At 61.2% G+C, this 12,046-nt stretch carries 11 protein-coding genes; 7 read left to right on the top strand and 4 right to left on the bottom strand.

Going from position 1 to position 12,046, the window contains the following annotated elements:
• Position 1: 1 nt before the first annotated feature.
• The 4 genes from KGA82_RS06880 (at position 2) to KGA82_RS06865 (ending at position 4,120) form a co-directional block, all read left to right on the top strand.
• Entirely contained in the window at positions 2 to 1,099 is a 1,098-nt protein-coding gene (locus tag KGA82_RS06880; protein ID WP_008026036.1) for a polyamine ABC transporter substrate-binding protein, read from the top strand.
• A gap of 71 nt (positions 1,100 to 1,170) precedes the next feature.
• Positions 1,171 to 2,313, top strand: a complete 1,143-nt coding sequence (locus tag KGA82_RS06875; RefSeq protein WP_008026038.1) for an ABC transporter ATP-binding protein — start codon at positions 1,171 to 1,173, stop codon at positions 2,311 to 2,313.
• A 35-nt stretch (positions 2,314 to 2,348) separates the two neighbouring features.
• Positions 2,349 to 3,230: an ABC transporter permease subunit gene (locus KGA82_RS06870; RefSeq protein ID WP_177318183.1), complete on the top strand. Its 882-nt coding sequence runs from the start codon at positions 2,349 to 2,351 to the stop codon at positions 3,228 to 3,230.
• On the top strand, positions 3,227 to 4,120 hold the full coding sequence (locus KGA82_RS06865; RefSeq protein ID WP_008026042.1) for an ABC transporter permease subunit: 894 nt from the start codon (positions 3,227 to 3,229) through the stop codon (positions 4,118 to 4,120). Before KGA82_RS06870 ends, KGA82_RS06865 begins: the two co-directional genes overlap by 4 nt.
• Before the next feature lie 138 nt (positions 4,121 to 4,258).
• On the opposite strand, the gene KGA82_RS06860 is transcribed toward KGA82_RS06865, so the two are convergent.
• Positions 4,259 to 4,900 (bottom strand): HD domain-containing protein, encoded by a 642-nt coding sequence (locus KGA82_RS06860; protein ID WP_192227514.1) that lies wholly within the window; start codon positions 4,898 to 4,900, stop codon positions 4,259 to 4,261.
• 303 nt (positions 4,901 to 5,203) lie between these two features.
• On the opposite strand from KGA82_RS06860, the gene KGA82_RS06855 reads away from it, so the two are divergent.
• Positions 5,204 to 6,169, top strand: a complete 966-nt coding sequence (locus KGA82_RS06855; RefSeq protein WP_008040757.1) for a GlxA family transcriptional regulator — start codon at positions 5,204 to 5,206, stop codon at positions 6,167 to 6,169.
• Between the two features lie 117 nt (positions 6,170 to 6,286).
• Here KGA82_RS06855 and KGA82_RS06850 read toward each other — a convergent pair whose 3' ends face one another.
• On the bottom strand, positions 6,287 to 8,698 hold the full coding sequence (locus tag KGA82_RS06850) for a penicillin acylase family protein (protein ID WP_223450016.1): 2,412 nt from the start codon (positions 8,696 to 8,698) through the stop codon (positions 6,287 to 6,289).
• A 107-nt stretch (positions 8,699 to 8,805) separates the two neighbouring features.
• The gene (locus KGA82_RS06845) at positions 8,806 to 9,387 is read right to left on the bottom strand and encodes a DUF6436 domain-containing protein (protein WP_223450015.1); all 582 of its coding nucleotides are present in this window, start codon (positions 9,385 to 9,387) and stop codon (positions 8,806 to 8,808) included.
• A gap of 97 nt (positions 9,388 to 9,484) precedes the next feature.
• On the opposite strand from KGA82_RS06845, the gene KGA82_RS06840 reads away from it, so the two are divergent.
• Entirely contained in the window at positions 9,485 to 10,432 is a 948-nt protein-coding gene (locus KGA82_RS06840; protein WP_008026053.1) for an alpha/beta hydrolase, read from the top strand.
• 119 nt (positions 10,433 to 10,551) lie between these two features.
• Here the strand turns inward: KGA82_RS06840 and KGA82_RS06835 are convergent, their stop codons facing one another.
• The gene (locus tag KGA82_RS06835; RefSeq protein WP_192227517.1) at positions 10,552 to 11,304 is read right to left on the bottom strand and encodes a DUF2059 domain-containing protein; all 753 of its coding nucleotides are present in this window, start codon (positions 11,302 to 11,304) and stop codon (positions 10,552 to 10,554) included.
• 108 nt (positions 11,305 to 11,412) lie between these two features.
• On the opposite strand from KGA82_RS06835, the gene KGA82_RS06830 reads away from it, so the two are divergent.
• Positions 11,413 to 12,045 (top strand): 2OG-Fe(II) oxygenase, encoded by a 633-nt coding sequence (locus KGA82_RS06830; RefSeq protein ID WP_223450014.1) that lies wholly within the window; start codon positions 11,413 to 11,415, stop codon positions 12,043 to 12,045.
• Position 12,046: the final 1 nt, after the last annotated feature.

The following is a 12,046-nucleotide window of genomic DNA, read 5'->3' as shown; positions in this document are numbered from 1 at the left end:
CTTGCCTATTTTTTCTTTGTTGCGCAATGCATTGCTGGCCGGTGCCGGACTGACGATGGCTGTCAGTGTCCAGGCTGCCGGCACGGTGCATATTTATAACTGGTCGGACTACATCGGCGAGACCACCCTGGCCGACTTCCAGAAAGAGACCGGTATCAAACCGGTATATGACGTCTTTGACTCCAACGAAACCCTGGAGGGCAAGTTGCTCGCCGGGCGTACCGGCTATGACGTGGTCGTGCCGTCGAACCACTTCCTCGGCAAGCAGATCAAGGCCGGTGCTTTCCAGAAACTCGACAAGTCGAAGTTACCGAACTACTCGAACCTCGACCCCGTATTGCTCAAGCGTCTGGAGCAAAACGATCCAGGCAACTTGTACGCCGTCCCTTACCTGTGGGGCACCAACGGCATCGGTTACAACGTCGACAAGATCAAGGCTGTGCTGGGCGTCGACAAGATCGATTCCTGGAGCGCGGTGTTCGAGCCGGAGAACATCAAGAAGCTGCAGAGTTGCGGCGTGGCGTTCCTCGACTCCGCCGATGAAATGATGCCGACGGTCCTCAACTACATGGGCCTGAACGCCAACAGCACCAACCCCGAAGATTACAAAAAGGCTGAAGCCAAGTTGCTGGCGGTGCGGCCTTACGTGACTTACTTCCACTCCTCCAAATACATCGCGGATCTGGCCAACGGCGATATCTGCATCGCGATCGGTTTTTCCGGCGACATGTTCCAGGCTCGCAACCGTGCGGCTGAAGCGAAGAAAGGCGTGAACATCGCCTACACCATTCCCAAAGAGGGCGGTGCGCTGTGGTTCGACATGCTCGCGATTCCGAAGGATTCGGGCAACGTCAAAGAGGCCCACGCCTTCATCAACTATTTGTTGAAACCCGAGGTGATCGCACAGGTCAGTGATTCTGTTGGCTATGCGAACCCCAACCCTGGCTCGGACAAATTGATGGAGCAGTCCATCCGCACCGACGAGTCGGTTTATCCACCGCAAGCAGTCCTCGACAAGACCTACGTGTCGGTCGAGTTACCACCAAACATTCAACGTTTGATGACCCGCAGCTGGACCAAGGTCAAGTCGGGCAAATAGCTTCAGGGCTCAAACTATCCAGGTTGGCTCACCTTGAGCGAACTGCACTCTTTTTTTTGGGAGTTTCGTAAATGGCAGTTGCCTCCGGCGCCTATAAGAAAGCCCTCGAGGGCGACCAGTCACCTAAACAGGTGCTGGTCAAAATCGACCGGGTCACGAAGAAGTTCGACGAGACGATTGCCGTGGACGATGTGTCCCTGGAAATCAAGAAAGGCGAGATTTTCGCCCTGCTCGGCGGTTCGGGATCGGGCAAGTCCACGTTGCTGCGCATGCTCGCAGGCTTCGAACGGCCCACGGAGGGGCGCATTTTCCTCGATGGCGTAGACATCACCGACATGCCGCCCTACGAGCGGCCGATCAACATGATGTTCCAGTCGTACGCCCTGTTCCCGCACATGACCGTGGCGCAGAACATCGCCTTCGGCCTCAAGCAGGACAAACTGCCTGCGGCTGAAATCGATGCCCGCGTGGCCGACATGCTCAAGCTGGTTCAGATGACCCAGTACGCCAAGCGCAAGCCGCATCAGTTGTCCGGTGGTCAGCGTCAGCGCGTGGCCCTGGCGCGTTCGCTGGCCAAGCGACCGAAGCTGCTGCTGCTCGACGAACCGATGGGTGCGCTGGACAAGAAGCTGCGCTCGCAGATGCAGCTTGAGCTGGTCGAGATCATCGAGCGCGTCGGCGTAACCTGCGTCATGGTGACCCACGACCAGGAAGAGGCCATGACCATGGCCGAGCGCATCGCGATCATGCACCTGGGCTGGATCGCCCAGATCGGCAGCCCGATCGACATCTACGAAACCCCGACCAGCCGCCTGGTCTGCGAGTTCATCGGCAACGTCAACATCTTCGACGGTGAAGTGATCGACGACGCCGAAGGCCATGCGACCATCACCTGCAAAGACCTGGATCGCCAGATCTACGTGGGCCACGGCATCAGCACCTCGGTGCAGGACAAATCCGTGACCTACGCGATCCGTCCGGAAAAACTGCTGGTGACGCCGGACATGCCGACCTGCGAATACAACTGGTCCAGCGGCAAGGTGCACGACATCGCCTACCTCGGTGGTCACTCGGTGTTCTACGTCGAGCTGCCGAGCGGCAAGATCGTCCAGTCGTTCGTCGCCAACGCCGAACGCCGTGGTCAGCGCCCAACCTGGGGTGACCAGGTTTACGTGTGGTGGGAAGACGACAGCGGCGTGGTACTCCGCTCATGAACATGCGCAAATTCAAACGCCGCCTCAATCGAATAATTCCCGGTGGCCGTCAGCTGGTCATCGGGGTTCCGTTCCTCTGGCTGTTCATGTTCTTCATGCTGCCGTTCTTCATCGTGTTGAAGATCAGCTTCGCTGAAGCCGACGTGGCCATTCCGCCGTACACCGAGATCTACAACTTCGTAGACCAGAAGCTGCAGGTGCTGCTCAACCTCGGCAACTACGCGATGCTCGGCGACGATGAGTTGTACATTGCCGCTTACCTCGGTTCGTTGAAGATGGCGCTGATCAGCACCATCCTCTGCCTGCTGATCGGTTATCCGATGGCCTACGCCATCGCCAGTGCCCGCAAAGAGCTGCAAACGGTGCTGGTGCTGCTGATCATGATGCCGACCTGGACCGCGATCCTGATCCGCGTTTACGCGTGGATGGGCATCCTCAGCAATAACGGTCTGCTCAACGGTTTTCTGATGAGCATGGGCTGGATCGACGAACCGCTGCAGATCCTCAACACCAACCTGGCGGTGTACATCGGCGTGGTTTATTCGTACCTGCCGTTCATGATCCTGCCGCTCTACGCCAACCTGGTGAAGCACGACAACAGCCTGTTGGAAGCCGCATCCGACCTCGGTTCGAGTACGTTCAACAGCTTCTGGAAGATCACCATTCCGCTGTCCAAGAACGGCATCGTCGCCGGTTGCATGCTGGTGTTCATTCCAGTGGTGGGCGAGTTCGTGATCCCGGAACTGCTGGGCGGTCCGGAAACCCTGATGATCGGTAAAGTGCTCTGGCAAGAGTTCTTCAACAACCGTGACTGGCCGGTGGCGTCTGCCCTGGCGGTGGTGATGCTGTTGATCCTGATTGTGCCGATCATCCTGTTCAACCGCAGTCAGGCCAAAGAAATGGAGGGTAAAGAATGAAGCGCTTCCGTTTCTCGAGTTTCATGCTGATCGCGGGTTTGCTGTTTATCTACGCGCCGATGCTGATCCTGGTGATCTACTCGTTCAACGCCTCGAAACTGGTGACGGTGTGGGGCGGCTGGTCGATCAAGTGGTACGTCGGCCTGATGGACAACACCCAACTGATGGGCTCGGTGGTGCGTTCGCTGGAAATCGCCTGCTACACGGCGATTGCCGCTGTGGCGCTGGGCACGTTGGCCGCATTCGTCCTGACCCGCATTACCCGCTTCAAGGGCCGCACGCTGTTCGGTGGCCTGGTCACCGCGCCGCTGGTGATGCCCGAAGTGATCACCGGTCTGTCGCTGTTGCTGCTGTTCGTGGCCATGGCGCAGATGATCGGTTGGCCGCAAGAGCGTGGCATCGTCACCATCTGGATCGCCCACACCACGTTCTGTGCGGCGTATGTGGCGGTGGTGGTGTCGGCGCGCTTGCGTGAGCTGGACCTGTCCATCGAAGAGGCCGCCATGGATCTCGGGGCGAAGCCGTGGAAGGTGTTCTTCCTGATCACCATCCCGATGATTGCGCCATCCCTGGGGGCGGGCGGCATGATGTCGTTCGCGCTGTCGCTGGATGACCTGGTGTTGGCCAGCTTCGTGTCGGGGCCGGGGTCGACGACCTTGCCGATGGAAGTGTTCTCGGCGGTGCGTCTGGGCGTGAAGCCTGAGATCAACGCCGTGGCCAGTCTGATTCTGCTGGCGGTGTCGTTGATGACCTTCCTGGTCTGGTTCTTCAGCCGCCGCGCCGAAGAAAGCCGCAAGCGTGCGATTCAGCAGGCCATCGAAGAAAGCGCTGCCGATTCGTGGAAGCAACCGGACGTGCGTCGCGCGCAGCAGGCGCCGGAAGCCGCCTGAGTGTTGGCCACAATCGCGTGGCCAACCCCGATCTACTGTAGGAGCCAGCTTGCTGGCGATGGTATGTCAGCCACATTGATGTCGACTGACACACCATCGTCGGAACGCCGCCCGCAGCAAGCTGGCTCCTACAAGGTTTTATGCAATCCAGGGGGACTTGCGGATGATCTCGACGAAGTTCATCGGCTTGAACCCTGGCTCGCTGTCCACCAGCACATCCGCGTTCACCGTACCGAACGTGGTGTCCGGCTTGTGCTTGAAGCCGTTGGCGAACGCACACAGGATGCACTCCTTGAACCCCTCGCCCCGTGGATGCGCGTGCACCACCGCCTCACGCTGCGCCGTGGGAAATGCCGCGTAGTCGATCCCCAGCACATCCATTTCAACGCCCGCCGTCACCAATGCCACGTTGGGGCGCAGGTGATGCACTACGTTCGGCGTGGTGTGCAGGGCAATCGACAACCACACCTGTTCGATGTCGTCATCGCTCAGGCCATAAGGCTTGAGAAACGCTTTGGCGGCGTTGGCGCTATCGACTTCGAAGCGTTCATCGTCGCTGCGATGACCTTCCACCAGACCCAGGTCATGGAACATCGCGCCGACGTACAACAGCTCCGGGTTGTAGGCCAGTTGCTTGCGTTCACCGCTCAAAGCGCCGAACAGAAACACCCGGCGCGAGTGGTGATAAAGCAGGTCGGATTCGACGTCGCGAATGTATTCCGTGGTGGCCCGGGCCAAAGCGCTGTCGGGGATTTTGATGCCGGCGATGGTGCTGCTCATGGTGCTGTCCTCGTGGGGAACGCCGTGGCGGCGCTGATGGGACAAGTCTGTTCCCGACCCCAAAACCGGACAATCGATCCATGGCTGCGATCCTTGCCAATGAGCATGCATATCGCGCCAACCTCGCTTGTTGGGCGCGGATTGGCTACGGTTGAGGTCCTGCGCATGGATTTACGTCATGCGCACACCTTGTAGGAGCCGGCTTGCTGGCGATGGTATGTCAGCAACATTGATGTCGACTGACACTCCATCGCCAGCAAGCCGGCTCCTACAAAGTCTGCGTGCATTGAGGGTGTTCCTGTCATGAGTAAAACCGTTGCCATCGTGGTGTTCGCCGGCGTTCAGTCCCTAGACGTCACCGGCCCCATGGATGTGTTTTCCGAGGCCAATCGTTTCCTCGCGCCGCAGGATCACTATCAACTGGAGGTGATCGGCGTCGAGCGCGGTGTGATGCCGTGCTCCAACGGTTTATCCCTCAATGCCCATCGGCATTTCAGCGAGGCGCTGGGGGCGTACGACTTGTTGCTGGTGGCCGGTGGGCCGCAGTTGCCGTTCATGGATTTCGGCGCGGCCTTCGATGCCTGGCTGCGCGATGCCAGCGCGCTGGCGCAACGGTTCGGCTCGATCTGCAACGGTGCGTTCATGCTCGCCCGGGCAGGCTTGCTCGAAGGGCGAACAGTGACGACTCATTGGGGCGATGCCGCTGCGCTTGCGGCGTTGTGCCCTTCGACGCAGGTCGAGGCTGATCGCTTGTACGTGCAGGACGGCGAGCTCTATACCTCGGCCGGGGTCACGGCGGGGATCGATCTGTCGTTGTACTTGTTGGCCCGGGATCATGGGCCGGAAGTGGCGCTCAGCGTGGCCAAGCGGCTGGTGGTGTTCACGCAGCGCTCGGGCGGGCAATCGCAGTTCAGTCCATTCCTCACGCCCCACGCCGAGCCGACGTCGGCGGTGGCGATGGTTCAGCATTATGTGCTGGCCAACCTGACCGGCGATCTGACCATTGCTGACCTGGCCAACGCCGCCAACATGAGCGCCCGCAACTTTTCCAGGGTGTTTGCCAAAGAAGCGAAGGTCACCCCGGCAGAGTTTGTCGAACGGGCGAGGGTGGATGCGGCGCGGGTGATGCTCGAAAGCACCGTCGCGCCGTTGAAGACGGTGGCGTATCAGTGCGGGTTTCGCGATGCGCAGCATATGCGCAGCGTGTTCAATCGCCGGTTGGGGGTAACGCCGCAGCAGTTCAGGTTGAATTTTGCGGCGATGGTTTGAGCTGACATTTGTGTGGTCAGTCAAGGCCTCTTCGCGGGCAAGCCTCGCTCCTACAAGTGACCTATTCCTGTAGGAGCGAGGCTTGCCCGCGAAGGCGCCAGCCCGGCCAACACAAATCTATGGCACAGCCCGCGCCGGCAACAGCTTCAACGTACTCCGCGTATTCGCCGTCACCTCTTCATCATTGAGATGCGCCTGGAAGTACACCCCTTCGACGTACGCCTCAGCCTGATCATCAAAATGCCGGTCAAATGGCACGCCACTCTGGCCCACCGGGTTGACGGTCAGGCTGTGCGCCGGGTCGGCGAAGTCGATCAGGCGTCGGGTCGATGGCCCATAAGTCACCGGCCACGGCGCCGGGCCGATCTTGGCCGAGAGGTTGTTTGGCACCTCGTGAGTGCCCGGTGCCGCGAACGGCCCGACATTGAAAATCCGGTCCAGCGGCTTCTGTTGCCCCAGTGGATGACCATGGGTCAGCGTGTGCGCCTTGCCCCACTGCCATTGCGTGAAATCCGCACCCAGCGTGCTCTTGAGGTGCGCGAGGCTCGCTTGCCACGCCACCTTGACCGTGTCGGCGCGGGTTTCCTTGCCGAGGGTGTTGCGGTTGTCCCACCACGGTGAGTCGGCGTTCGCCGCCAGGCGCGGCAGCGCAGCGTCGATCACCCGGGTCGAGAGCAGCGTCTCGAAGAAGTCGTTGCCCAGCTCATCGTGCATCGTCGCGTCAGCGAGGTTGAACAGGAACTGGTTGAACAGCGTGGCACTGGTGGAATCCAGCGGGTAGTCGCCTGTCCACTGGGCCAGTTGTTCCACCAGTTTCAGTTCGGCGGGATCGCTCACCACCTCATGCAGCACTGGTAACAACGGCGCGAGCAAACGCGGGCCGTAGGCGGTGGTGGTGCCCAGTTGCAGTTTCTGGCTGGCCTCCAGATCCCACTTCACGGCTTTATCACTGAGCTGACGATTGAGCTGCTGCCCACGATCGGCGAGGTTGTAGTAACCAGGGATCTCCATGCCGGTCGGCGACACGGGCTGGAAGTTGGCCGAGACAATGTAGCCCCGCGCAGGGTTCTCTTCCTGCGGGTTGGCGCTGAACGGGTAGAAGCCGTCCTTGTCCGCTTCGGCGCTGCTGCCGTCGAGGATGAACCACGGCCGCACACCCGCCGGACGCTTAGGCAGTTGCGCCGCCGCCCACCAGCCGATGTCGCCCTTGGCGTTGGCCCAGACGATGTTCAGGCCCGGCGCCTGGACCTTGGCGGCGGCACTGCGCGCCTTGGCCAGGGTGTCGGCACGGTTGAGCTGGTAGAAACCTTCGAGGATCGGGTTCTGGCTTTCGAGAAAACCCCACCACATGGCGATGGGCGTTTTGCCGACGCTGTTGCCCAGCGCATCGTTGACGATCGGCCCGTGTGGCGACTGGCGCAGCAGCAACTTCACTGGCGGCTGCCCCTTGACCGCGATCTGCTGTTCGCTGGTGACCATGTCCACCCACTTGCCGCGATACCAGACCTGGTTGGCGTTGTCCGGGTTGACCTTCTCGGCGATCAGGTCGAGGTCGTCGTTCTGGAACATGGTGATGCTCCAGCCGAAGTCGCGGTTCATCCCCAGCGAGGCGAATGGCATCAACGCCTGATAGTGACCGTAGAGCTCGAAGCCCGGCGCCGAGAGCTGCGCTTCGTACCACACCGACGGCGCAGAAAAGCGGATATGCGGATCGCCCGCCAGCAACGGCTTGCCGCTTTTGGTTCGATTGCCCGCGACCACCCAGGCGTTACTGCCCTCGAACTGCGGCAAACCGTTGTCGGCCAGCGCCTGCTCGCTCAGGCGGGCGAGGGCGTTGAGGTCTTTCCAGTCGGCGCTGGCGAGAGGCGGCGGGGTGCTGCTGTGGTTGTTCGCCAGCACGCCTTTGGACTGCCAGTCGAGATCGAAGACGTTCAGGTACTCGGCGCCCAGTTGATCGCGCACGTAGGTCAGCAAGGGTTCGGTGCGAAACGCCGCGGCAAAACTGTAGGCCATGTAACCGGCGATGCTGATGGTGTCCTGCGCGGTGAACGGGCGTTTTGGAATGCCCAGTACATCGAACTCCGCAGGTTTTGCATGGCCGTCCTGATACTGGTTGATGCCGTCCAGATAAGCTTGCATGGCGATGAAGGCCGGCGACTGCTTATCCATGTTCGCCAGGTAGGTTTCGGCGCGTTCGCGAATGCGCAGGCTGCGCATCAGCTTGTCGGTGTCGAGCAGTTTCGGGCCCAGCACTTCGGCCAGTTCACCACGGGCCAGGCGGCGCAGGACTTCCATCTGAAACAGCCGGTCCTGGGCGTGCACATAGCCGAGGGCGCGGTACAGGTCGGTTTCGTTTTCGGCGCGGATGTGCGGGATGCCGCGTTCGTCGTAACGGACGGTGACGGAGCCTTGCAGGTGTTGCAGCTCGACCATGCCCTGGCGCGTCGGTTGCTTGCTGTAGATGTACCCGCCGGCACCTGCGGCGAGCGCGACTATCAGCAGTGCGAGAACGGTCAGGCTACGTTTCATGGTGACTCCTTGTTGTTATTAGTGGCAGCAGTTCCCTGGCGCCACTGTTTAACACGGCTTGCCGAATCGGCCCATCGCCCTTAGGAGGGATTCGCGTCTGCGCGGTCTTACTGCTTTGTGTCGGCGGGCCACGGGCAGTAACACCCGACGGCCAGTGTGTGCGTGGCATTGACTGTGCGGCCCGCGTTTAACGCTTGTAGGATCGGTTCAATGAAGCTGTTGCTCGAATTACAGGTCAGGCCTTCGCTGTAAGGGCCGAAGTAGGCCAGTTTGCCGCTGCGGTCCCAGATCGCCACGGCCGGGCTGGCCGGGACCTGTTCAGAGCCCGGGAGGACGGTGATGGTTTTCAGGCTGCTCAGCGTGCTCGGCAACTGGCCGTGGCTGCCGGGTTTTTGTACCGCATAAAACTCGACGCCTTGCGGCACATACTGCTCGACCAGTTCGCTCAGGTGTTGTTGATTGCCGACGTTGCACGGGCAGGCCGGGTCCCAGAAGTGCACCAGGCGAATGGCGCCGGGGCCGGCGAGGTTGTCGGGCAGGTGCAACGGGTCACCGGAAAACACCGCCGTGTGTTCACTGAACGCCCGCAAGTAGCGTCCTTGAAACCAGTCGTACGCCGCCCATAAAACACCGGCGCACACGAGGGCGAGCAGGCAGGCAAGCAGTGGGGTGCGGTAGGGCGAACGCATGGGTGTCGATCCTCGAAGGTCGCCCAGCTTGCCATGCTTGCCGCGACAGATGAATATCGCAGGCTTATAAAGTCCGCTTCGTGCTCTGGAATCGCCCATGTCCGCCACTTTCGCCCCCGATCATTTGCGTGCCAGCCTGCGGCCCCTGGCCGAGTGGCAGCCGCTGTCCGAGGAGGCGCAGGCGTACCAGCGGTTCTACGGGCTGGATTTTCCGGGGCGTCAGTTGCGCAGGGGCCTGGGGCGTTTTGAGGTGGATGCTTATGACGTGGTCGGCCAGGTGTGGTGGCCGGAGCGGGCGAAGGCGACGCTGTTTGTATTCCACGGTTTCTACGATCACACCGGGCTCTACCGGCACGTGATCGAGTGGGCGCTGAATCAGGATTTCGCGGTGATTGCCTGCGACTTGCCAGGGCATGGCCTGTCCAGCGGCGAGCGTGCGAGCATCAACGATTTCGCCGAGTATCAGGACACGCTGCAAGGGCTGTTCGCCGAGGCGAAATCCCTCGATCTGCCGCAGCCGTGGCACCTGTGCGGTCAAAGTACCGGTGGTGCCATCGTGATCGACCATGTGCTCAACGAAGGGGCGGGCAGTCCGGCCCAGGGCCAGGTGATCCTGTTGTCGCCGCTGGTGAGGCCGCGCGCCTGGGGCTGGTCGCAGCTGAGTTATTACCTGCTCAAGCCGTTCGTCAAAGCCATCGCCCGACGCTTCAGCGAGAACTCCAACGACCCGGATTTCCTGCCGTTCCTGCAAGCCGACCCGCTGCAACCGCTGCGCTTGCCGACGGCCTGGGTCGGCGCGCTGGCGCGCTGGATCAAACGCATCGAAGCTGCGCCGGACAGCACTCGGCGGCCGCTGATCGTGCAGGGGCAGGCGGACATGACGGTGGATTGGCAGCACAATCTTGAGGTGTTGAAGGCCAAGTTCGATCGGCCTCAGGTGTTGATGCTGCCTGAGGCGCGGCATCATTTGGCGAATGAGACGGTGGCGTTGCGCGGGGAGTATTTCGGGTTTTTGACGAAGCGGATCAAGGGGCGGAATCTTTAGCGGTTGTTCTGGCCTCTTCGCGGGCAAGTCGGATCGCCGCCCGCTCGCTCCTACAGGATTCACGCATGATCTGTAGGAGCGAGGCTTGCCCGCGAAGGCGTCCTGTCAGACACCGGAGATTACTGGCTCAGGTTCGAAGGGGTTTGCCCCACCGCCAACCCTGCCCGAATCGCTGCCAACGCCGCCTGGTAATACGCCTTGCCTTCCGCCGACTCGGCAAACGTGGCGAACTCTTCCAGCTCGTCATCCGACAGATCGCGATAGACATACAGCAACGTGTTGTTGAGGTCGCTGCCGATCTGGTCCATCAAGCGCTGACGCTGACCGTTCAACAGCCCCTGCGCCTGTCCGCCACCGAGCAGGCCGGGGATCATCGAACTCAGGCTGTCGGCCGCGACGCCGGCAATCGCCAGGCTGACTTCCGCACCGGCCTCCCGCGCGGGCAAGGCCTGGGCGAGGTGACCGATGATCAGCGTGCGGCTGTCGCTGGCCTGAATCTTCGGCAGGCCTTTGGCGTTCTTCGCCAGTTGATCGCGACGGGTCGCCAGCAACTCGGCGGCGACGATCTTCTTGCCCAGCGGCGACTGGAAAAAAGCCAGTGCAGGTTTAGGATCGGCCAGGGTTTTGCGCAATTGCGCTTCGGCGCGCTGGTCTACGGCCTGCGGGGCAAAGCGCTGATTGCTGTTGTTCACCAGCGCCTGAAACACGGCGGGCGGCAGGCTGTTCTGGTAACGCTGCTGAGCGGCTGAAAGGGCATCACTGAAATGCGCGCGTTGTTCTGGCCAGCCGGCGACCTTGTACAACTGGTCGTGGCCGTCTGCCCAAGCGGGCAAAACGCAGAACATCATCAGTGAGAAAAGCAAACGGCGCATAGGGACTCCTGTCAGCAGGCGACTATTCTCCGTGTGGCATAGGGACTTGTCGAGAATTCGTATCAAGCCGCCGCGCGGCTCTGTCGGATTTTCCGGCACAGGAATACTATGCGCGCCATGCCAATACCCTCTGATCACCCGCTGCTGTTACGTATCGTCGACGACCTGGCCGAGCGCGGCTGGTCGCAGCAGAACATTTTCCTGCCTTTGGGTCTGACCCAAGAACTGGCGGCTGAGTGCCGTAAACGTGCCGCCGAGGGTGAATTGGCCCCGGCCGCCGTGGGCCGCGGGCCGACATCGGAGATTCGCGAGGGAATTCGCGGCGACCGAATCCAGTGGATCGAGCCGGGTCAGGCCCTGGCTTGCGACAGCTATCTGCAGTTGATGGACAGCCTGCGCGAGGCATTGAATCGCGGGTTGTATCTGGGCCTCGAAGACTTTGAAAGCCATTTCGCGATGTACCCGCCCGGCGCTTTCTACCTCAAGCATGTCGACCGCTTTCGCGACGATGATCGGCGCATGGTCTCGGCGGTGGTCTACCTCAACGACGCCTGGTTGCCGGAGCACGGTGGTCAGTTGCGCATGTACCTCAAGGAAGGCGTCGAATACGATGTGGTGCCCACCGGCGGATGCCTGGTGGTGTTCCTGTCGGGCGAAGTGCCCCACGAAGTTCTGCCCGCGACCCGCGATCGCCTGTCGTTGACCGGCTGGTTCCGGCGTCGTGGCAGCGAGCCGTTCTGAT

Source organism: Pseudomonas sp. BF-RE-22, from assembly GCF_019956155.1.
GTDB lineage: Bacteria > Pseudomonadota > Gammaproteobacteria > Pseudomonadales > Pseudomonadaceae > Aquipseudomonas > Aquipseudomonas migulae.
The sequence above is the reverse complement of the archived record's forward strand: the minus strand, read 5'-3'. Positions and strand labels throughout refer to the sequence as shown.